The sequence below is a fragment of the Aquiflexum gelatinilyticum genome (genome assembly GCF_024813435.1).
Taxonomy (GTDB): domain Bacteria; phylum Bacteroidota; class Bacteroidia; order Cytophagales; family Cyclobacteriaceae; genus Cognataquiflexum; species Cognataquiflexum gelatinilyticum.
This window is the reverse complement of sequence record NZ_JANAEZ010000004.1, coordinates 56697-78659: the sequence shown is the minus strand read 5'-3', so window position 1 is coordinate 78659 and position 21963 is coordinate 56697. Positions and strand designations below refer to the sequence as shown.

16 protein-coding genes are annotated in these 21963 nt (G+C 40.4%); 9 read left to right on the top strand and 7 right to left on the bottom strand.

Annotated features, from left to right (window positions below; translation table 11 throughout):
- The 6 genes from NK987_RS10730 (at position 1) to NK987_RS10705 (ending at position 4745) form a co-directional block, all read left to right on the top strand.
- Positions 1 to 1203, top strand: a complete 1203-nt coding sequence (locus NK987_RS10730) for an NADH:ubiquinone reductase (Na(+)-transporting) subunit B (RefSeq protein ID WP_259263844.1) — start codon at positions 1 to 3, stop codon at positions 1201 to 1203.
- Positions 1190 to 1966, top strand: coding sequence for an NADH:ubiquinone reductase (Na(+)-transporting) subunit C (gene nqrC / locus NK987_RS10725; RefSeq protein WP_259263843.1), 777 nt, complete (start codon positions 1190 to 1192; stop codon positions 1964 to 1966). The genes NK987_RS10730 and nqrC overlap by 14 nt, the downstream gene beginning before the upstream one ends.
- Before the next feature lie 27 nt (positions 1967 to 1993).
- A complete protein-coding gene (locus tag NK987_RS10720; RefSeq protein WP_258425185.1) occupies positions 1994 to 2674 on the top strand; it encodes an NADH:ubiquinone reductase (Na(+)-transporting) subunit D in 681 nt (226 codons plus the stop codon).
- Positions 2675 to 2688: 14 nt separating this feature from the next.
- Complete coding sequence (nqrE, locus tag NK987_RS10715) at positions 2689 to 3300, top strand: NADH:ubiquinone reductase (Na(+)-transporting) subunit E (protein WP_258425184.1); 612 nt, start codon at positions 2689 to 2691, stop codon at positions 3298 to 3300.
- A gap of 151 nt (positions 3301 to 3451) precedes the next feature.
- Entirely contained in the window at positions 3452 to 4009 is a 558-nt protein-coding gene (locus NK987_RS10710; RefSeq protein WP_258425183.1) for a DUF502 domain-containing protein, read from the top strand.
- A gap of 109 nt (positions 4010 to 4118) precedes the next feature.
- On the top strand, positions 4119 to 4745 hold the full coding sequence (locus tag NK987_RS10705) for a 3-keto-disaccharide hydrolase (RefSeq protein ID WP_259263842.1): 627 nt from the start codon (positions 4119 to 4121) through the stop codon (positions 4743 to 4745).
- Here the strand turns inward: NK987_RS10705 and selD are convergent.
- The 4 genes from selD to dnaE all read right to left on the bottom strand — a co-directional run bounded on the left by selD (position 4742) and on the right by dnaE (position 11689).
- Positions 4742 to 5782: a selenide, water dikinase SelD gene (gene selD / locus NK987_RS10700; protein WP_259263841.1), complete on the bottom strand. Its 1041-nt coding sequence runs from the start codon at positions 5780 to 5782 to the stop codon at positions 4742 to 4744. The two genes, NK987_RS10705 and selD, sit on opposite strands and share 4 nt — an antisense overlap.
- Positions 5758 to 6810 (bottom strand): tRNA 2-selenouridine(34) synthase MnmH, encoded by a 1053-nt coding sequence (gene mnmH / locus NK987_RS10695; RefSeq protein ID WP_259263840.1) that lies wholly within the window; start codon positions 6808 to 6810, stop codon positions 5758 to 5760. Before mnmH ends, selD begins: the two co-directional genes overlap by 25 nt.
- A gap of 75 nt (positions 6811 to 6885) precedes the next feature.
- Positions 6886 to 7206 carry a thioredoxin gene (gene trxA / locus NK987_RS10690; protein ID WP_258425179.1) on the bottom strand — a complete coding sequence of 107 codons (321 nt, stop codon included), beginning with the start codon at positions 7204 to 7206 and terminating at the stop codon, positions 6886 to 6888.
- Between the two features lie 196 nt (positions 7207 to 7402).
- Positions 7403 to 11689 carry a DNA polymerase III subunit alpha gene (gene dnaE / locus NK987_RS10685; RefSeq protein WP_259263839.1) on the bottom strand — a complete coding sequence of 1429 codons (4287 nt, stop codon included), beginning with the start codon at positions 11687 to 11689 and terminating at the stop codon, positions 7403 to 7405.
- A gap of 141 nt (positions 11690 to 11830) precedes the next feature.
- On the opposite strand from dnaE, the gene NK987_RS10680 reads away from it, so the two are divergent.
- From NK987_RS10680 to NK987_RS10670, 3 genes are all read left to right on the top strand, one after another.
- On the top strand, positions 11831 to 12253 hold the full coding sequence (locus NK987_RS10680; RefSeq protein ID WP_259263838.1) for a PH domain-containing protein: 423 nt from the start codon (positions 11831 to 11833) through the stop codon (positions 12251 to 12253).
- Between the two features lie 54 nt (positions 12254 to 12307).
- Positions 12308 to 13339 (top strand): sialidase family protein, encoded by a 1032-nt coding sequence (locus tag NK987_RS10675; protein ID WP_259263837.1) that lies wholly within the window; start codon positions 12308 to 12310, stop codon positions 13337 to 13339.
- A 377-nt stretch (positions 13340 to 13716) separates the two neighbouring features.
- Positions 13717 to 16263 carry a mechanosensitive ion channel family protein gene (locus NK987_RS10670; RefSeq protein WP_259263836.1) on the top strand — a complete coding sequence of 849 codons (2547 nt, stop codon included), beginning with the start codon at positions 13717 to 13719 and terminating at the stop codon, positions 16261 to 16263.
- Positions 16264 to 16412: 149 nt separating this feature from the next.
- Here NK987_RS10670 and rsmG read toward each other — a convergent pair whose 3' ends face one another.
- From rsmG to NK987_RS10655, 3 genes are all read right to left on the bottom strand, one after another.
- On the bottom strand, positions 16413 to 17045 hold the full coding sequence (gene rsmG / locus NK987_RS10665) for a 16S rRNA (guanine(527)-N(7))-methyltransferase RsmG (RefSeq protein WP_259263835.1): 633 nt from the start codon (positions 17043 to 17045) through the stop codon (positions 16413 to 16415).
- Between the two features lie 127 nt (positions 17046 to 17172).
- Positions 17173 to 18534, bottom strand: a complete 1362-nt coding sequence (locus tag NK987_RS10660) for a vanadium-dependent haloperoxidase (RefSeq protein WP_259263834.1) — start codon at positions 18532 to 18534, stop codon at positions 17173 to 17175.
- 150 nt (positions 18535 to 18684) lie between these two features.
- Positions 18685 to 21954, bottom strand: a complete 3270-nt coding sequence (locus NK987_RS10655) for a VCBS repeat-containing protein (protein WP_259263833.1) — start codon at positions 21952 to 21954, stop codon at positions 18685 to 18687.
- Positions 21955 to 21963 lie beyond the last annotated feature (9 nt).

The window sequence follows — 21963 nt, the reverse complement described above, 5'->3', positions numbered from 1 at the left end:
ATGAAGTTTTTACAAAATCTGTTCGATAATCTCAAGCCAAACTTTGAAAAGGGAGGTAAATGGGAAAAATTTCACACATTATATGAAGGTCATAGGACAATTGCTTTTGCCCCTGACTTGACTACCGGTCCAAAAGGTGCCCAAATAAAGGACGCTGTGGATTTGAAAAGAGTGATGATTACAGTGGTGATTGCCATGGTACCGGCGCTTTTATTCGGAATCCTCAATGTTGGACATCAGCACTTTTTGATGTCAGGAGAGGAAGCAACTTGGCTTGATAAAGCTGTAATCGGTGCAATCTCTGTACTACCAATATTGATCGTTTCTTATGCTGTTGGATTGGGGACTGAGTTTACCTTCTGTGTGATTAGAAACCACCCCATCAGTGAGGGTTACCTTGTCACCGGGATGTTGATTGCATTGGTCATGCCTCCTGCAATACCGTTGTGGCAGGTTGCTTTGGCTACGATTTTTGCGGTTGTGATCGGAAAAGAAGTATTCGGAGGGACAGGAATGAACATCTTGAACGTGGCCATGACTGCTAGAGCTTTCTTGTATTTTGCCTACCCAGCACAGATATCAGGCGATCAGGTATGGACTTATATGGGGGATAAAACGCCTGTTGATGGATTTTCTGGAGCTACTGCTTTGGCAGTGGCTTACAATGCCGGGGTAGAAGGTCAACCTGTTTCACAGGCTTTGGCTGAACATAACACGGTGCTGGGCGATGGGCTTTTTAGTTTTTCCAATTTATTTATGGGATGGATTCCTGGTTCCATTGGTGAAACTTCGACCCTAATGGCATTATTAGGAGCAGCCATTTTGATAGGAACAGGTGTTGCGAGCTGGAAAATTATTGTCAGCGGTTTTGCAGGAGCCTATATCATGGGATTAGTGATGAATATCTTTGCAGTAAATGAATATATGGCCATGTCACCTGAATACCATTGGGTAATGGGTGGACTTGCCTTCGGTATCGTATTTATGGCAACAGACCCGGTATCAGCCGCACAGACAGAAACCGGAAAATGGATTTATGGTTTGTTAATCGGATTTTTGACAGTAATCATCCGTGTAACAAACCCTGCTTATCCGGAAGGAATTATGCTAGCTGTTCTTTTTATGAACGTCTTTGCGCCATTGATTGATTATTATGTAGTTAAAGCTAATAAGAATAGGAGGTTACAACGTGCAACAGTCTAACACATATATTATCACATTCTCCATAATACTGACTGTAGTATTGGGATTATTGCTCTCGGGAACTTCCCAAGTATTGGGCCCTTTGCAGAGAAAAGCCGAAGAATTGGATACCAAAAAACAAATTTTGGGTGCGGTATTGGATGGTGATCAGCTGAAAGCCATGAAGCCTGAAGAAGTTTTGACCTTTTATGAATCAAGGATTTCATCCAAAGTTGTGGATATAGAAGGGAAAGAAGTAACCCAAAATCCTGATGGAAGTCCAATGGTTGCAGAAAAAGTCAATGTTGGAAAGAACTACAAAATGGCTCCTGAAAACAGGTTATTTCCCGTATTCATATTTCACGCAGAAGGAAATCCTGATTCTGCAGAATCCTATATCCTTCCTGTTTATGGAGCAGGACTTTGGGATGAGATTTGGGGTTATGTCGCTTTACAGACTGATCTAAGTACCATAGAAGGGGTGACTTTTTCCCACAAAGGCGAAACACCTGGTCTGGGAGCAAGAATTACCTCCCCTGACGTGCAGCAACGTTTCCAAGGCAAGCAGATTTTTGACGAATCTGGTAATCTTCAATCTGTAGCCATGCAAAAAGGCGAAGGGAAAGATTATTCCAGTGATACTCACAAAGTTGATGGCCTTTCCGGTGCAACTATCACCGCAAATGGTGTAAACAACATGTTGAAAAATTACCTTCAGCACTATAGTTCATTTTTGAGCAGTCAAAAATCCGGTAACCAAACTGAAGTTGTTGCAGAAAATTAAATCTCGAACGTTTCAAACTATAAATAAATGAGTACAGAAACTACAGTGACAGAAGTAAAAAAGCCTGCTGAAGCACTTTTGTCGAAAAGAAGAAAGAAATTAATTTCAGATCCACTTGTAGATAGCAATCCTATTACCATTCAGGTTTTGGGAATCTGTTCTGCATTGGCAGTTACTACACAAATGCAGCCAACACTGATCATGGCCATTTCGGTAATTTTCGTAGTTGTCATGTCCAACTTTGTAATATCTCTGATGAGGAATACAATTCCTTCAAGGGTTAGGATCATTGTTCAGTTAGCCGTCGTGGCCACTTTGGTTACTTTGGTAAGTGAATTGCTGAAAGCATTTGCATATGACATGTACAAGGAATTATCCGTGTTTGTAGGACTTATTATTACCAATTGTATTGTAATGGGCCGACTTGAAGCTTTTGCTTTGGGAAATAAGCCTTACGATTCCATTCTTGATGGATTTGGATCTGCTTTGGGATATTCTTGGATTATCCTTGCGGTGGCATTTTTCAGGGAGTTGTTTGGTTCGGGCAGTGTGTTCGGAGTCCCTGTCTTTGACACTGTCGCAGGCTTTATAGGAGATGATTTCAGCTTTGCTACAAATGGCCTAATGGTAACTCCTGTTGGAGCATTTATCATTTTGGGATTGATCATTTGGGTACAGCGTACCAAAACAGGTTATGTTGAACATTAATTAAATCATCAGACATGGAATTATTCAGCTTAGGTATTCGGTCAATTTTTATTGACAACATGATTTTCGCTTACTTTTTGGGGATGTGCTCTTTCTTGGCAGTTTCCAAAAAAGTGAGTACAGCTCTTGGTCTTGGAGCAGCGGTTATATTTGTATTGACTGTGACCACACCGGCCAACTGGCTTTTGAATGAATATGTATTGAAAGAAGGAGCTTTGTCTTGGGCAGGTGATACGTTTGCCACTATTGATCTTTCTTTTTTGAGGTTCATTATGTTTATCGCCATTATTGCAGCCATTGTGCAGCTAGTAGAAATGGTGGTTGAAAAATTTGCTCCTGCTTTGTACGGAGCATTGGGTATCTTCCTTCCTTTGATTGCGGTAAACTGCGCCATATTGGGTGGTTCATTGTTCATGGCACAAAGGGATTATACTTTAGCTGAGGCCACTGTGTATGGCTTTGGTTCAGGAACAGGATTTTTCCTTGCGATTGTAGCTTTGGCAGCTATCAGGGAAAAACTTAAATACTCTAATGTTCCAAATGGACTGAAAGGGTTGGGTATTACCATGCTTTTGACTGGCCTGATGGGCATTGCATTTATGTCATTTATGGGAATTGATCTGTAAATAAACTTCAGTTATTGTTGAAACCCCGGTTAATTTTCCGGGTTTTTTTTATGCCCTTTTGGAAATGATATTTGAAGATTGAATTATTGGGTGAATATTTATCTCTCAATAAACAATCATTTTTTTGTATTTTTAAGACAAATGTTCAATCATGGCTTTTACCTATAAAAGAATCATTACTTACTTTTTCAGGGGACTGTTGTTTGTTGTTCCTATTGCCCTCACTATTTATGTGATTTATTTGATCATACAGTTTTTGGATGGCATTCTACCTATTCCAATTCCTGGACTTGGGATTTTGATTATGCTTGCTTTTATCACTTTTATTGGTTTTTTGGCAAGTATATTTATTACCAAACCACTGTTTGACGTTTTTGAAAAGTGGGTTTTTAAGCTTCCTTTGATTAATATTCTTTATACCAGTATCAAAGACCTAATGTCTGCTTTTGTGGGCGACAAGAAGAAATTCAATACTCCAGTAATTGTAAAGTTGTCCGAAGGAATGTCCCGATTGGGTTTTATCACACAGGATGACTTGTCGATTATAGAGGAGGAAAATTTGGTTGCCATCTATTTCCCCCACAGTTATAATTTTTCAGGGAATCTATATTTGGTACCTCGAGATAATGTGAGAATTTTGAAAAATGTCAAAAGTGCCGATATCATGAAACTGATCGTTTCAGGTGGGGTTTCTCCGTTGCATGACTGATGGGATAAAGATTCTGCCAATCATTGTATTTTTTCCCTTCCAGTCAATTTTCTTGAACTCGACTTAATTATTTGCGCTATCTTTCCTTAAAACCATTTTACCTTATACCATGAAAAAGCTCCTTGTAATCCTGTTTCTACTTTCTTTCTCATTCCAGTCCTTTGCGCAAAAAGACGGCTGGATTTCCCTGTTCAATGGCAAAAACCTAGATGGATGGAAAATATCAGAAAACCCGTCTTCCTTTGCTGTAGTCAATGGTGAAATCAAAATCGACGGGCCACGTGCACACGCATTCTATGTTGGCGATGTCAATAATGGGGAGTTCAAAAATTTTGAATTCATCGCAGAGGTCAAAACCATGCCTAAGGCCAATTCGGGAATATTTTTCCACACCGCATATCAGGAGTCAGGATGGCCAAATAAAGGCTATGAAGTACAGGTAAACCAAACACATTCAGATTGGAGAAAAACCGGGAGTTTGTATTCATTCAATGATGTGAAAGAAGTCTATGTCAAAGACGGGGAATGGTACACCGAACACATTATCGTCAAAGGAGACCATGTCACAGTAAAAATCAATGGCAAAACTGTGATGGAATACATCGAGTCAGAAGATAAAAACCGACCTGCCAATGCCGGCGAGAAGAAAATCGATAAGGGAACATTTGCACTTCAGGCACATGACCCCGAAAGCGTGATTTATTACAGAAATATCAAGGTAAAAATTCTTGATTAAACCACTTTGACAACTGTGGCTGATTGGGTATTGAACTCTCCGATCAGCCATGCTTTTTGTTGGTGTTGTTCTAGAACTGATTCAAATACTTTTTGGGATTTAGGATCGACAGCAACCATTAGGCCTCCGTTGGTCTGCGGATCACAGAATTTGACCAATTCCATTCCGACGATCCCTTCTGATTTGCTGCTATAAGCATTCCAATTCCTGTAAGTATTGTCAGGAAATACAAATTGGGAGATGTAATCCGATACTCCTTCTATCAACGGTAGACTATTCCCTTGAATGACAGCAGTGAGTCTTGCTCCCTCAGCCATTTCCACCAAATGCCCTAAAACCCCAAAACCTGTCACATCGGTCATGGCATGAACATACTCCAATAGGCCAAAATCCTTTCCGATCGAGTTGATTTTGGTAGCATAAAAGATCATATTGGTATAATCATCCTCCTTGATCTTGTCTCTTTTCAGAGCTGTGGCTAAAACACCTATCCCTAAGGGCTTTGTGATGTAAATCAGATCTCCATCCTGCGCACCTTTGTTGGTTTTGATGTTGTCAGGGTGAATGATTCCATTCACCGATAGCCCAAATATCGGATCTTTGGCTGCGATGCTGTGTCCCCCCGCTAAGGGTATACCTGCCTTATGACAGATTTCCCTTCCTCCCTCCAAAACTTCGCTTGCCAATAAGGGGTCAATTTTTTCCACCGGCCAACTCAAGATTGCATTAGCAAAAAGAGGTTGACCACCCATGGCAAATACATCCGATAAAGCATTAGCCGCAGCTATCCTTCCAAAGTCGTAAGCATCATCAACGATCGGGGTAAAGAAATCAACTGTATTGATCATGGCAACGGTATCATTGACCTGATATACAGCGGCATCGTCTTTGGAGGAGTTCCCCACCAATAGTTGAGTATCCACCAAATCCACAGACTTTCTATTGGCTAAGATGCTGTCCAAAACTGCAGGGGCAATTTTACAACCGCAGCCTGAACCTTCACTGAATTGAGTTAATCTGATAGTTGGTTTTTCCATTGGATGTTGTGTTTTATAGCCAAAAGCTGTTGGATAGATTCTTCTATATCCATATTACTCAAGTCTAGTGGGAATTTTTGTTCTCTTTTATGGCTGTCAAGTTCAAAGCCATAAGTTTTGTCATAGTACACGAGCATATTTGCAATCCATGAAGAATGGCGATGTGCAATGATATCTTCAATTGCCTCGGCTGTCCTTTTGCCTCCCAATTTTTTCTGGAGTCTTTTTACAGCTTCGAGCAATTCATTTTGAGGCAAGATGGCATATTCTTCAGCAATATGGTTGATCCTTTCTGATTCCGATTTGGATATTTCTATCAAAGGTGAAGCTATGATATTGGCATAGAGTTCATCTGCAAGATTCACTTTTCCAATTCTCCTGCTTTCATTTTCTATCCATATTTTTTCTGAAAGTGGGATTTTGAAAAGTTCTTCAGCTAGCAAATTTTCAAAATGTTCTATGCTTGGTTGGGTTGGCTGACCTATTCCTCCAAATGAAGAACCTTTATGTTTGGCCAGGTCTTCTAAGTCAATGACGGATTCCCCCATTTTTTTTAGCCCGTGAAGCAAAACAGTTTTTCCAACACCTGTTTTTCCTCCCAAAACGATGAAATCTCTTTTTGCATGTACCGTTTCATAGGTGAGTGTCCGGTATGTTTTGTAGCCTCCCTTCAACCGCAAAATCTGAAATCCTGCCATGCTGAGAAGCCAAGACATGATTTCGCTGCGCATACCTCCGCGCCAACAATAGGTTAAAATCTTTTTTTCAGGAAAAAGTGCCAATGCTTCTTGGATTATACTGCTAAATCTTGGTCCAACGAGTTCAAATCCTTTGATGATGGCCTCCTGATTTCCTTGTTGCTTGTAAATTGTTCCCACGATTTTCCTTTCCTCATTGTTAAGGATAGGAAGATTGATGGAACCTGGGATATGTCCTTGGATAAACTCACCTTCACTCCGGGCATCTAAAATAGGAATGCTTTCCCGCATTGCTAAAAATCGGTCAAGGTCTATCAGGGTTTCTTTCATTATCCAAATTATCCAAAAATAAAAATAGCCACAAAGAGCGAATCTCCGTGGCTATCATTTTAATTTCTATATCAATTAAAGTTGAGCGTCCAGTTTTTGAGATAAAACTGCTTTTGGAACTGCACCTACCTGCTTGTCTACTATTTTGCCGTCTTTAAAGAAAAGAAGAGTTGGGATGCTTCTGATTCCAAGCTGTGATGCCACCAAAGGATTGGAGTCGACATCTACTTTTCCAATCACCGCTTTTCCTGCATAATCACCGGCTAGTTCCTCTACGATCGGGCCGATCATTTTGCAAGGACCACACCATTCAGCCCAAAAATCCACTAAAACAGGGTGCTCGGAATTGATTATTTCTTGAAAGTTTGCGTCAGTAATTTCTATTGCTTTTGCCATTGTATTATATTTTTGGATGTTTCTAATTTTTCAAATATACTTCTAAAGCACTTTCCTTCAGAATAAGTTCCTGCCTAATATAAAAAAACACACCATCTATTTATGATGTATTCAAAATGAATAGTTTGGTGGTTCTAAAATATTCTCTTAAATATTAGGCCTTACTATTTCTTTATTTTCCTTTTAAATCATTGGCTTAAATGATTTGATAAACTACCTCTGGGATTTGGCCAAGAGCTTTGATCATATCATTGGATGGATCCACCGAATATCTCTTTGACATCAGGTCCAGGGTGATATTTTCCCTGCTATCGATGACATTGATGTACAGTTTTGCATCTCCTTTGTATTTTTGGGTGATGGCTTCCAGTTTTTCCATCAAGTCAAAATTCAGGTCATCAAGATCAATATTGACACGCAGACCTTTCACCATTTTTCCCCTAACCTCGCTCAACAGCATCATAGAATTGATTTTGAATTCATATTCATTTTCTTTCCATTTGTTAAGGTGTGTGGATCCTGTCAGGTAAAGAAACCAACCATTCATGAAATATTCTTTGAATCGGATATAATCTTCTCCAAAAATGAAGAAAGTATGTGCTCCGTGATAATCTTCCATGGTCAGTGTTCCGAATGGCTTTCCGGTTTTGGTAGTCCTATGAGCAAATGAAGTTACAGAACCGGCGGCCTTGATTTCACCTTTTTTCCGTAAGGTGTCAATATCATTGAATTCTGTCAAGGGGGTATTTGTAAAAGATTCTATCTCTACCCTGAATTGGTCCAAGGGATGTCCGGAAATATAAAGACCGACAACCTCCTTTTCAATATTGAGCTGCTGAAGCTGACTGAAAGGCTCCATTGGTGCCACCGAGGGAAGTGGAACTTCCATCCCCGACCCACCTCCAAACAGACTGACTTGGGAACTGTCAGCTTCCTGTTGTACTTTTTGGGCATATTTAGTTGCTTTTTCCAACACCGTCACATCTCCTTCCAAAGCTTCGAGATACTGTCTTCTGTGGTGTTCTTTGAAGCAATCAAAGCCACCAGCCATTGCCAAAGCTTCCAAAGTTTTTTTGTTTACAGCGCGAGAATTGACTCTTTTGCAGAACTCAAAAATATTTTTGTAAGGTCCTGATTTTTCACGTTCAGCGATTATCGTATCTACAGCCGCTCCCCCTGCACCTTTGATGGCAGCAAGACCAAATCGGATCTGACCTTCTTTGTTCACCGTAAATCCATTATTGGATTCATTGATATCAGGACCTAACACTGCGATTCCGCTCCGCTTACATTCCTCCATGAAGAAAGTCACTTGTGTGATGTCATTCATGTTGTTGCTCAAGACAGATGCCATGTACTCTGCAGGATAGTGGGCTTTGAGGTAGGCAGTTTGATATGCTATCCAGGCATAGCAGGTAGAGTGGGATTTGTTGAAAGCATAGGATGCAAATGCTTCCCAATCTTTCCATATTTTCTCCAGTTTTTTTGGATCATGGCCTTTTGCAGAAGCCTGTTCCACGAATTTTGGTTTCATTTTATCCAAGACATCCTTCTGCTTCTTACCCATTGCCTTTCGGAGTACGTCAGCTTCGCCTTTGGTAAATCCTGCCAACTTCTGCGAAAGCAACATGACCTGTTCCTGATACACAGTGATTCCATAGGTTTCCTCCAAGTATTCCTTCATGTCATCCAAATCATAGCTGATAGGCTCTGTACCGTGCTTCCTTCGGATAAAACTCGGGATATATTCCAATGGTCCCGGTCTGTAGAGTGCGTTCATGGCTATTAGATCGGCAAAAACAGTGGGCTTTAATTCACGCATGTATTTTTGCATCCCAGCAGATTCATACTGGAAAATGCCAACAGTTTCTCCTCGTTGGAAAAGTTCATAAGTCTTCACATCATCGATCGGAAATTCATCCGGGTCAAGGCTGATGCCATGTCTTTCTTTGACGATTTTAACAGCATCTTTGATGAGTGTCAGGGTTTTTAATCCCAAAAAATCCATTTTCAACAATCCGGCGCTTTCCACGACTGAGTTGTCAAACTGTGTGCAGACCATGTCCGAATCTTTGGCCAAAGCTACAGGGACATAATTGGTAATATCTCCTGGGGTAATGATCACCCCGCATGCATGGATACCGAGGTTCCGCACTGATCCCTCTAAAACTGTTGCCTGCTTGATGGTTCGGGACAATTCATCTTGACCTTTGTAAATCCGGATCAGTTCATCAGCTTTACCGATATCTTCACCGTTGTTCTTGAGTTTGTCGGCTAATTTTGCCCGATCATTGGTGAGGTCAAAAAGCGCCTTTAGCTTGATGTCGGGGACAAGTTTTGCCAGTTTATCGGCTTCAGCCAAAGGCAGGTTCAAAACCCGTGCTGTATCCCGGATGGCGGATTTGGCAGCCATGGTACCGTAAGTGATGATCTGGGCTACCTGATTGGAACCGTATTTTTTGATCACATAATCGATGACTTTCTGACGGCCTTCATCGTCAAAGTCAATGTCAATATCGGGAAGGGAAACCCTATCCGGATTGAGGAATCTCTCGAAGAGTAGGTCATAAGCTATGGGATCCACATTGGTAATCCCCGTACAGTAAGCAACTGCAGAACCAGCCGCGGAGCCCCTTCCCGGACCTACTGATACGCCCATTTTTCTAGCTTCACCTGTAAAATCCTGCACGATCAGGAAGTAACCTGGGTATCCTGTTTTCTCAATAGTAGCCAATTCAAAGTCAAGTCTTTCCCTGATTTCGTCGGAGAGAACTGGGTAGCGCTTTTTCGCACCTTCGTAGGTCAGGTATTTCAAATAGGCATTTTCGCCTCTTTTGCCTCCATCTTCCTCATCCAAAGGATTTTTGAATTCGTCTGGAATCTGGAAATTGGGAAGCAGAACATCCCGCTGGAGTTTATAGGTTTCTATTTTTTCGACAATCTCGTTGGTGCATGCGATAGCCTCCGGCAGATCCGCAAAGAGCTTTTTCATCTCCTCAGGACTCTTCAGATAAAATTCGTCATTAGGGAACCCATAGCGGTATTCCCGTCCACGCTTTCCGATGTACTTCTTGGGCTTTTCGACCAACTCTCCGTCTTTCACACAGAGTAAAATATCATGGGCCTTGGCGTCATTTTTATGGTTGTAATAGGTATTGTTGGCTGCGAAATATTTGACGCCGTACTTGTGTGCAAAATGCAACAAAACCTCATTCACTTTTTCCTCTTCAGGAATCCCGTGCCGGTTGAGTTCTACATAAAAGTCCTCTCCAAATTGTTCTTTCCACCAGACAAAAGCCTCCTCGGCCTGAGTATCACCCACATTCAAAATCAGATAAGGAATCTCTCCCCAAAGTCCTCCTGTGGTAGCGATAAGGTCAGATTTGTACTCCACTAATACTTCCCTATCAATCCTCGGAACATAGTAATAACCTTGGATATTGGCGTAGGAAGAAAGTTTGGCGAGGTTATGATAGCCTTTTTTGTTTTTGGCAAGCAAAACGGTTTGATATCCGTCGTCTTTTTGGTTTTTGTTATTCCTGTCCTTGGTCAGGTTAAACTCACAACCGATGATAGGTTTGACTTCTTTTGCCAATGCTTCTTTTACAAAATTGAAAGCGGCCATCATGTTGCCGTGGTCGGTCATGGCGATGGCGGGCATTTTCATTTCTTTGGCCAAGGCAATCATAGCAGGAATCTCTGATGTGGCCTGTAGCACCGAATATTGGGTATGGACATGCAAATGTGAAAAAGGCATATCCGTCATGACCGAGATATCGGCAGTACCCGCAGCTTTTAGGACATCTTTGGCTGCGGTTTTTTGCTCGTCTTTGGCATTGGCAAAGTTTGCCACATCCAGAATTGGCTCCTCATAAATTACTTCTGAAACAAGGATTCCACTTTCCGGGGATATTACTTTTTGGGTAATCAGCCCAAAAAAACATTTTGCGGTAGCGGCCACGTCATAGGCGGCATCGTGGGCATCCTGAAAACCGTTACCGAAAAGTTTGTGATGCAATTCCGTCAAAGTTGGCCATTTATATTTTCCTCCTTTTCCTCCCGGAAGTGCGCAAAAATCCGTCGAAAGATTTTTGGTGTCCATTTCCTTCATGGACTGAAGCTTCATCGGGATTTGCTTGCGCAAAAATTCAGATCCTACCACATTGATATCAAAACCAATGTTGTGGCCTACCAGATAGTTTGCTTTTTCAACATCCTCATGAAAAACCGTGAGTACTTTATCCAAAGCATGGCCCTCCTTTGTGGCACGCGCCGTAGAGATGCCATGGACTTTTTCGGCATTGTAAGGAATGGTAAATCCTTCCGGTTTGACAATGTAATTGTGGTTGGAAAGGAGCTTACCTTTGGCATCATGAAGTTGCCATGCGATCTGAACCAGCCTTGGCCAATTGTCATCATCTGACATGGGCGCATTGTAACTTCTTGGTAATCCGGTGGTTTCGGTATCGAAAATAATATACATAGGTGTTACTCAAAATTGGATGGTCTAAAATAAGACATATCCTCGGGAGCTGCTATTTGAGTGGCGGAAATTGTCGGGGAAATTCCAGAATTTTATTTAAGTCCCAAAATCAATAAATTGTCCAAAACTTATACTGTTCTTATGAAAATTTATCAGGCAAAAAAGGGGGTCGGTATCAAGGTGATGTTGGTGGTCTTTGCATTTTTACCATTTATAAAAATAAGCTATGATAGCCAATTTGGATTTTCTTCACTTTTTATGTTTTTACTTTTATTGACCCCGTTTCTGTTTCTAAATTGGATCTATTTTGGTACCTTCTATTGGATCGAAAACGGCATTTTTCACTATCGGTCTGGTTTTTTGAAAGGTAATTTGGAAATAAATCAGATCAGCCGGATCACAAAAAACAAGGCTTCATGGTCAGGTGTTAAGCCTGCTATGGCTAGCAAAGGCCTGGTCATTAAAATGAAATATGATGAGGTTTACATTGCACCTGAAGACAACGAGGAAGTGATCAGCGATCTTTTGAATGTCAATTCAGGGATAGAAATAGACGGTTTTTAATCGTGTAATTGAACCTGCCAAGATTTAGTGTTTGAAGAAAAAAATGATCAACCTATGAAGCTTGTTATTTTTGTTTCCATGTTTTTTATTTCTACTGCGGCATACTCCCAGTATTTTGAGTATCAGATTGAATCCAATGAATTCATTTTTGGAGATGATCGACCTTTTGCCCAATGCCATGCTTCCTCTATAGAGAAATTGGGAAATGGGCAATATATGATCGTGTGGTTTGCAGGGTCTCATGAGAAAAACGATGACGTCGGTATCTGGATGTCCAAAGGCCAACCCGGAAACTGGAAAGCCCCACAGATGCTGGTCAAAGTCAGAAATGATCCCCATTGGAATCCTGTGCTTTTCAATGCTCCGGATGGTAAACTGTACCTCTATTTTAAAGTTGGAAAGGAAATCGACGATTGGGAGACTTGGGTGCAGTATTCGGAAGATGGGGGTGATACATGGTCAGAGGCGATAGAACTGGTGGAAGGTGACCGTGGCGGGAGGGGACCTGTCCGTAACCATATCCTGGTATTATCAGACAGCACTTGGTTGGCACCTGCTTCTTTGGAAAAAGACAGGGTTTGGAATGCATTTGTGGACAGGTCCGAAGATAGAGGTAAAACCTGGTTTAATTCAGAAACTTTGATTTTGGACAGAAAACAGGTAATCGGTGAAGGTGTCATCCAACCGGCACTTTGGGAATCAAAGCCGAATATGATCCATATGCTTTTGAGAACTTCTGCCGGTAAAATCGGAAGGAGCGACTCCAAGGACAATGGCTTTACTTGGTCACCTGTGGAATTGACGGACTTGCCCAACAATAACAGCGGCATAGACCTAGTCAAGATCAAAGATGAAACCATTGCATTGGTCTATAATCCGGTTGGTGAAAACTGGGGCAAGCGCTATCCGATGCAGTTGGCAATTTCCTTTGATAATGGAAAAACTTGGCCGGTAAAGGAGATAATCGAAGAAGGAGAGGGTAAAAATGAATTTTCGTATCCTTCGATCATTTACGATGAAGGATATCTGGTTTTTTGTTATACATGGAATAGAGAAAGAATCAAATTTGTTAAGGTTTCTTTATAATAATCCTGGACTCATATCTCGATCCTTTTTATTTGGTTTAGACTTAAAAGAAGAAGCTTTTCAAAAATTGCTAAGTTTCATGTTCGTTTTGAGTAGGTATTGAAATTTATTAAAAAGATGTCTCGAAAAAATATTTTTTTAGGAGGTTAAACCCATTCCTCTCAAAATCCAACCTTATACATTTGGTTCAAGATATGGGAAAAAATAGCAGGCATTATTGGCCTAATTGGAAGAAATGGAATTGATTAGGTCAGTTCCATTTTTTTTGACGGTTCTTCTTCTATTTTGGATGTATTTTATTATTTATTAGATCAATTGATTATTTTCAATACCAAATGATTTACATTCTCCAATAAATTTTGAATTCAGATATTTTCATGAACTATATATCTTCCTTTATATGCAAAGGGCCCAAATTTCTTAAAGCAGCCTATCGATTTTTTTCTATTTTGATTGCTTTTTTATCGGTTTTTGAAGGTTATGCTTTGGGAAACCTTTCCTCCCAACCTGTCATACAAGATTCTACTTCCCAATCTGAATATTCGAAAAAGCTTCAGAAGATAGGTGAAAATGGATATCTCCAAAGTCTGGAGGAATTTGAGGAAACCAGAATCCAAGGAATTCAAAGAGCTGTAATGGCAGATGTAAAAAGCACCATACAAGATGCCCGGATGTATATGGCTAGTGGGGTTGATTCATTAAGAATTGACTGGCAGATCGAACAAATAAAAAAACAAAGAGAAATAGTATTATCCGGTGTTTTTGAAGATGATTCTGTCATTCAATCTGACAGGAATTTGGGAGTTTCCGGAGCTATTCTGAATGAACTTCTGGAAAGCGCTCTTTCCTTAAAAGAGAAAATTGAAATCAGATCTGATGAACTTTTCAAACTGAGTTTTAGGATAGACTCCCTGTCCGCCATCAAAGAGGTTTACAGATTTTCGAAGGATTCTGTTCTTGCAGCCTCTTATGCTTCCAAATTTGTCCTAGTGGGGAAAGAGATCGAACCGACATTCAATATGCTCCACAATACATTAAACAGTCTGGATAAATTGTTGGCAAGGGTGGATGGAGAATTGATTTTACTTGAAGCTTCGATAATGGAAATCGAAACCAAACGTACTGAGCTTAACAGTGTATTATTTTCAAAAGAGACTTTTGGATTTATGGGGCTTGGTTTTTCTGACTTGCCTTTCAAAGAGGTCATCAAAATCTCAAACGAAAAAGAAATCATTGCATTCAGTCTTTATTTCCAATTGTATGGAGGTAGAATAGGGTTGATGGTAATTTTGGTGTTATTGTTGTCATATTTTATTCACAATTTAAAAGTCCGGGCAAAAGAGGAGGGATTGATTGAGGGAAGCGACAACCAACACCTTGTCGTCAAAAACCCGTTATTATCGGCTTTGATCATAATCATCGGTTTCTTTCAGTTTTTTTTCCCTTCTCCTCCGTTTGTTTTTCACTTTTTTCTTTGGATGGTGGCAGGACTTGCGCTCACGGTGCTGTTTTTTCGGTTTTTATCTAGGTATTGGCTGACTTTTTGGATTGTTGTACTTTTGGTTTTTTTTATTTCAAATTCCATCAACCTGATACTGATATTCACCAAAATTGAAAGAATTCTAATTTTGTTTTTATCAATAATCGGGGTGGTATATGGCAGCTTTTTGTTTCTGAATGACAAAAGAGCCCAATTAAAGGAAAGAAGGATATTGTATTTTGTTGGCTACATGGTTTTTATGCAAACTCTGTCCCTGATATTCAATCTTTTTGGAAGCATTAATTTATCCAAAGCACTCTTAGTCAGTGGTTATTTGGGCGTGGTGGCAGGCATAATTTTGTTATGGACAGTGAGGTTGATCAATCAGGTATTGGCATTGGCATCCAACATGTACAATAAACCTGACAAAAAATTATTTTTCATAAACTTTGATAGGATTGGAGAAAAGGTACCGGGTATATTTTATTTCCTTCTAGGTATCGGCTGGATTATTTTGGTTGGTAGGAATTTCTATACCTTCCACCTGATTACAAGTAATTTTAATAATTTTCTAAATGACCCAAGGACACTCGGGAGTTATGATTTTACGATCAATGGACTTTTTATATTTCTGGTGATATTGGTTGTTTCGGTACTTTTGTCAAGGATAGTATCGTTTTTCAGTTCTGATCCGGATGTGGCAAATTCACCTGCCCAAAGAAAACACATCAGTTTGGGCAGTTGGCTTCTTTTGGTGCAGATTTTTATTATCAGTATGGGATTGTTTTTGGCTTTTGCAGCATCAGGGATTCCACTCGACAAAATCACCATTGTACTTGGTGCTTTGGGAGTGGGTATAGGACTTGGTCTGCAAGGATTGTTCAATAACCTGGTGAGTGGTGTCATCATTGCATTTGAGAATCCTGTCAAGGTAGGTGACCTGATCGAAATCAACGGAAAACCCGGAGTGATGAAATCGATCGGATTTAGAAGCAGTGTAGTCAATATGTTTGAGGGGGCAAGCATTATCATTCCCAATGGGGATTTGCTTGGTCAACAATTGGTGAACTGGACCATGGGCAAAGGGAAAAAAGTATCCATTGTAGTAGGTGTTGCTTATGGAACAGATCTCGAAAAGGCATCCAATTTGATCAAAGAAATGTTGATGAATGATGGTCGGATTAATAAACAACCGGTACCACGAGTCCTTCCATTACTATTTGGTGACAGTAGAATAGATCTTGAAATTGCTTTTTGGGTAACGCATTACCTTGAAGTTCCATTTGTCAAAGGGGACATCATCAATAAGGTTGATGTCTTGTTCAAAAAAGAAGGAATCGTTATTCCTTTCCCTCAAAGGGATATTCACTTCAGGTCAAGTTTTGAAACCCAAAAAGGTGATTTTGATGAAGATGCAAATACCGGAAGTCCTGAAAAGGATTAAGGAAAGCTTTATTTTCTTTTTCGTCTTTCCACCCTTCTTTTATACAGATATCTCTATCTGGTCGATATGACAAGAATAAGTTATTTTCTATGCTTAACCTTTTTTTGGATCTTACTTCCTACTTCCAAACTTCCTGACTTCCCTTTTTCTCACCTTTTCCCTTCCCAAGGTACATAGACCACTTTTTTGGTCTCAAAAAAATCCTCTTGGAAATAATCGTCTAGGTGGTAAGAGACATAGCTGACTTCTCTTTCTTCCATTTCTTCATCGACATCACCGCCTTTGAGCAGCAGCAGTCCGTTTTGAAGTTCGTTGAAATCTTCTTTTTTGAATTTGTTTTTGACCCAAGGAAGGATATTGGCAAAACGTGTCACAGCCCTGCTGAGAATAAAGTCGTATTTCCTCACCAAATCTTCAGCTCGAACCTGTTGGGCTTCGACATTGGATAGCTTGAGCTGCTTGGCGATGTCCTTGACGACATTGATTTTTTTACCGATCGAATCCACTAGGTGAAAATGTGTTTCGGGAAACATGATCGCCAATGGAATTCCGGGAAAACCTCCTCCCGTCCCGATATCCAAAACCTTCGTACCTGGTTCAAAAGAAATCACTTTGGCAATTCCCAATGAATGTAAGACATGCTTTTCGTAGAAGTGTTCCATGTCTTTTCTGCTGATTACATTGATCTTTTCATTCCAATCAGCATACAAAGGGCCAAGTTTGGCGAATTTTTCCTTTTGGGATTCAGTAAGGTCTGGAAAGTATTTGAGGATTAGATCCATAAAAGCATTCTTGTTTGAGTATCAAAATTAGGGCTTTCTATTACTTAAATTGTCTGTAGCGACGAATAAAAACAAAAAAGGGGCAAATGATCCAATCATTTGTCCCTTTCAATTGAAAATCAATAATTTATTTTTTGTTTTCAGCCATTGGGGAAAATGAAGGAGATTTGGTTTTTACATTTTCCACAAGATGGTTACCAATATTTTTTCCTTTTGTAGAACCATTGACAATGGCAGGCATATAGTGGATCCCGCCATATAGCCTGCTGATAGCTGCTTCGTCTGCCGCTTGTCTAAAGGAGTCAAATTCTCTTACGGGAAGACCATAATTAACTTCTGTAGAATCCACAAAATGGAAGGGCTCACCAAAAAGACTGGTCAATGCTTCCGCAGCCGCATTGGATGCCACACTATGTCCACTTGTATATTCAGGAAATGGAGGAGTCTGCAATAGTGGTAACCAATCTTCGTCTATATACCTGTTGATGTATGTTTCAGGCCTGATTAATCTTGTCTTGTATTTTTCATCCCAGCAGGCAATAAATGCATCAAAAATGGCAATACTTGTAAATGCCAGTGTTTCTGAAGTTCCTTTCCAGTCCTGTCCTGCGGTTTTCGAGGAAATCGCAGCAATTCCCATCCAATGTCCTCCAGGGGTGATTTTTTTCTCCGCAAACATCACATGGCCTTTGACATTGACTTTATATGGATTGCAATCCCAAAACATGGCGATGTCTTTTTGTTCCGGAGTAAGATTATTTATGGTATTGAAGACGAATTCAGCTTCTTGGTAGAACTGACTTTTAGGATCAAAACTGAATTCTGTAACCAAATCTGTTCTAAACTGGGAAGCAGAGTCTAATATAAATGGCCTGATTTTGTTCCAGTGTGGTTCAATTCCCTCCATATATGCAGGAGGTGTGGGTTGCCAAGTGCTAGGGTCATTGCTCACAGTATATTTTTCGAATGAGCGGCTTTCATGGTAATTGTCTTTTTTGAAATACGCAATCACGTGAGCACCTACTTCATCTCCAAGTTTAATTGATCTTTCAAAAACCTCTTCCGGAACTCCTTTTTCCATGATTTCTGAATAGGCCTTATCCCTATGTTCGGTCATCAGATTCTCTGAAAAAATCAAAGCTGTGGCGACTTTGTAGTAAGCTGCAAGTGAGGCCAAAGGAAAATATACCTGACCTGTAGTGTCAAATTCGGTCTTTTCAAAGCCATTGAGTTGTCCCATCATTGATTGGTAATTGGAATCCGATAGGGCAGTCACTTCATAGGCCGCAATGGAAGAATAGGCATAAATCCTACTTGCGACAGGGGGTGAAAATATATCATTGATGATGACTGTGGTAAGTTTGTCCTGAGCTGCAATCTGGTAAGAACCATCAGTAATGGCATTTTTATAATCTTTTTTTTCCTGACATCCGAATCCGAGATTTGCAAGGAAAGCTATCAGGAGTAATCTTTGGAATAAACTTTTCATGGGTTATAACTCTTTGACCTTTATTCTATATATCGATTCCTCAATTCAAGATCGTGAGGAAAGGGTGTGGGTTTGAACCTTCAAATTTAAAGATTATTCCCTGAAATTCACTATTTTTCAAAATGCAAATAGGCTGATTTTAAGCAGGTTTTAAGGACTAATTTTAAAAAATATAGGAGCAGCATTGTTTCTGACAGCTATCAAAAGATCACTTTCTCCGACTTTGATTTTTTGGATGTCCCGGAATTCTCCCCAATAATCATTTCCCTTGATCCCTGTTGGAATGGTTTTCCAATTCCCTTTTTCCCGCTTCATCAGGACCAAAGGTTGGGCATCTGCTTTGCCAAAATCATTACGGAATGCATGAAAATTTCCTATTCCCAGCAGGTATTGGATTCCGTTTGATTGGAAAGAGGTAAAGCCATGCAACGGACTGAACTGGGTCTCTATGGGAAATTCACTGAATTCAAAACCTTTCTCACCTTGGTTCCACAGTATTCCGGATCTCAATTCGTATACTTGGTATTTGGAAGCTTTTTCAATTTGTAACTTTTCCAAAAGATCTTCTGGAGACTTGATTTTAGAGTATTCCACATAATTTGGATGTTTTCTTTTGATGCCCGGGATCTGCTTGATCAGGTCATCTCTGGTGGCAAATGGTACCAAATGACCTTCCATATAATGGAAAATCAAGGGATCAGCCTGCCCGTTTTCATCAAAATCTCCGTGGTAAAGCCAAACAGGTTTATCGGGACTTGCTTTTAGTTTGGAATTCAATCCCAGGTTTCCTACCAAGATATCTTCCATCCCGTCTCCGTCCAGGTCTTTCACTTCCAAACCAAAAAACCAACCGGGGATTTGAAGTGTTTCATCTTGGGCAATTTCGAAATTACCTTGAGGGTTTTGGTGATAAATCTGGACTGACATCCATTCTCCAGACAAGATGAGCTCTTTGGTTCCATCTTTATTCAAGTCGGCCCATTTTGCTTTTTTAACCATTCCAGGCTGGAAATTTTCCCCGAAATAGGTGGTAGTTGCTTCTTTAAATTGACCTTTGCCATCATTGAGCAACAAATAACTTTTGGGGATTTCACCATAATTCCCAGTTACAATAGTGGATCCTACAAAAATATCAGGGGCACCGTCGCCATTGACATCATGGACTGCGAAAGTCGAGGTATTTTCAGCAATAGGAGGGAGCGAATTCATGGAAAAGAAGAAATTTCCCTTGCCATCGTTCAGGAAAAGCCTGTCAAAATTGAAAAATTCTTTCCTCGTAGATTCGTTACCGCCACTTCCCACATAAAGGTCCAAACTGCCGTCAAGGTTAAAATCCTCCAGAATTGCGACCACGTCCTCAGCCATATTCAGTTTGTCAAAGACAGGCTGAATACTTTTTTCAAACTTGCCACCTTCGGTCTGAAAATAGAAAACTCCAGCCTGACCTTTGGCTCCTCCAAAAAAAATATCTTCCAATCCATCACCATTTACATCTCCTACAGCCAATGCAGGACCTTCGGTCGAATACTTTCTTGGAATCAGGTATTCCCTTCTAAAATCATCAAAATCAATATTTTCTTCATGTTTCCAGTCAATTCCAAGATCTGTCATTTCCAATATGGGAAGGAATTCCTTGTTGGGAAAAGCTGATTTTTCACCTTTTCCTTTTTCCAATAGATGTCTATTATTGACGGCAAGGTTTTGGAAAATTTCCGAATCTGCGTCATTCCAGACAACTACGACCGAATCCATAGCAGGATTTTTGCCCAAACCAAAAGTCAAAGTTGTGGACGTTCCTGATTGGAATCCACGAGAAGTGCTCAGCGTTTGGTGAAATATTTCTTTTCCTACATACACAATTACCTGCGTACCAATCCCAAAAGTATTTGGATATTCTCCTTTCAAATCAAACTGTACAAAATGGTTTTGAAGTTTTGCAGCAGTTTGGTTTTGGTATAGAAATGCTTCTTGGTCAATATTATTAATGACCAAGTCAAGGTCGCCATCATTGTCCAAGTCAGCATAGGAAGAACCATTGGAATAGGAGAGTTGGTCTAGTCCCCATTTTTTAGCCATATCGGTAAACTTCAGATTGCCTTCATTCTTAAAATAAAAATTGGATAGCTTGACCGTTGGCAACATGTCAATCTGTTTCGCTTGGAGTTCCTTTTCCGATAAACCCGGGCTTGGTTCCTGACTGTATTGGACAAAATCGAGGTCATTTGGGCGTTTGACTATCCCGTTGGTGATGTGGATGTCTTTTTGGCCGTCATTATCCATATCAAAAATCAGGGGAGACCAGCTCCAATCTGTTGCAAAGGTATTGGTCAAGAGACCGATTTCACTGAACCTCCCGTCACCGCGGTTGAGTTGGAGGTGGTTTCGGACATATTGGTCGCCGTAGCCGAGACGCTTTTTGACATCAAATACTTCCTGCTTGTCTTCACCTACTGACTTCATCCAGATCTGAGGATCGGAGGGAAGCATGTCTGTTGTAAAAATATCCGACAAGCCATCATTGTTGATGTCTCCCAGGTCATTTCCCATGCTATATCGACTTGTGTTGGAGATGTATTCTTTCAAGGATTCCTTGAAAGTTCCGTCAGCCTGATTGATATAGAGGTAATCGTCCTCGGTAAAATCATTGGAAACATACAAGTCCATCCAACCATCCCCATTGATGTCAGCCATGCCTATACCCAACCCAAAACCCAAGCTGCTTGAAAGAATTCCTGCTTCTTCGGTCACTTCAACCATCCTGTTTTCTCCTTCAGCCAAAAGATTTTTGAAAAGTTTGTCTCCTCCTTTTTCATCCTGATTCGTGAATTTGGTGTCGGCATGGGAAAATACTTCTGGTTTTTTGATGGAATGATTGAGCAAATAGAGGTCTAAGTCTCCATCTTGGTCATAGTCAAAAAACAGTGAATGGGTTGAAAAGCCTACAAAATCCACTCCATATGCTGCACCTTTTTCAGAGAAAGTCAAATCACCGTTATTGATGTAAAGTTTGTTTTTTCCGGTCAGGCCTTTGTAATCCCCGACTTGGGTGACGTAAATGTCCAGCATTCCGTCTCCGTTTACATCTCCCATCGTGACTCCGGTTGACCATCCGCCATCGCCTGTGACCGCCGCTTTTTGGGTGATATCCTCAAATTTGAAATCTCCTTTGTTTAGGTATAGTTTGTTCTCGCCTTGGTTTGAGGAGAAATAAATATCTACCAAACCGTCATTGTTGATGTCCCCTGTAGCCACACCGCCACCATTGTAGAAGTACAGGTATTCGAGAATGTTCATCTCCTCGGAGGATACCAGGTCGTTTCGGAATTCGATTCCGGTTTCTTTGGGATCTAAAAGTTTGAAAAGTGTCTCCTCTTTGGGTTTGGAACAGGAAAATAATCCTATAAAAATGAAATAAAACATTCCTATTAC

What these genes read in the sequence shown, in the direction of transcription:
- NK987_RS10730 (WP_259263844.1), top strand. Translation starts at nt 1, where the DNA reads ATGAAGTTTTTACAAAATCTGTTCGATAATCTCAAGCCAAACTTTGAA.
- NK987_RS10720 (WP_258425185.1), top strand. Translation starts at nt 1,994, where the DNA reads ATGAGTACAGAAACTACAGTGACAGAAGTAAAAAAGCCTGCTGAAGCA.
- nqrE (WP_258425184.1), top strand. Translation starts at nt 2,689, where the DNA reads ATGGAATTATTCAGCTTAGGTATTCGGTCAATTTTTATTGACAACATG.
- NK987_RS10710 (WP_258425183.1), top strand. Translation starts at nt 3,452, where the DNA reads ATGGCTTTTACCTATAAAAGAATCATTACTTACTTTTTCAGGGGACTG.
- NK987_RS10705 (WP_259263842.1), top strand. Translation starts at nt 4,119, where the DNA reads ATGAAAAAGCTCCTTGTAATCCTGTTTCTACTTTCTTTCTCATTCCAG.
- selD (WP_259263841.1), bottom strand. Translation starts at nt 5,782, where the DNA reads ATGGAAAAACCAACTATCAGATTAACTCAATTCAGTGAAGGTTCAGGC.
- mnmH (WP_259263840.1), bottom strand. Translation starts at nt 6,810, where the DNA reads ATGAAAGAAACCCTGATAGACCTTGACCGATTTTTAGCAATGCGGGAA.
- trxA (WP_258425179.1), bottom strand. Translation starts at nt 7,206, where the DNA reads ATGGCAAAAGCAATAGAAATTACTGACGCAAACTTTCAAGAAATAATC.
- dnaE (WP_259263839.1), bottom strand. Translation starts at nt 11,689, where the DNA reads ATGTATATTATTTTCGATACCGAAACCACCGGATTACCAAGAAGTTAC.
- NK987_RS10680 (WP_259263838.1), top strand. Translation starts at nt 11,831, where the DNA reads ATGAAAATTTATCAGGCAAAAAAGGGGGTCGGTATCAAGGTGATGTTG.
- NK987_RS10675 (WP_259263837.1), top strand. Translation starts at nt 12,308, where the DNA reads ATGAAGCTTGTTATTTTTGTTTCCATGTTTTTTATTTCTACTGCGGCA.
- NK987_RS10670 (WP_259263836.1), top strand. Translation starts at nt 13,717, where the DNA reads ATGAACTATATATCTTCCTTTATATGCAAAGGGCCCAAATTTCTTAAA.
- rsmG (WP_259263835.1), bottom strand. Translation starts at nt 17,045, where the DNA reads ATGGATCTAATCCTCAAATACTTTCCAGACCTTACTGAATCCCAAAAG.
- NK987_RS10660 (WP_259263834.1), bottom strand. Translation starts at nt 18,534, where the DNA reads ATGAAAAGTTTATTCCAAAGATTACTCCTGATAGCTTTCCTTGCAAAT.
- NK987_RS10655 (WP_259263833.1), bottom strand. Translation starts at nt 21,954, where the DNA reads ATGTTTTATTTCATTTTTATAGGATTATTTTCCTGTTCCAAACCCAAA.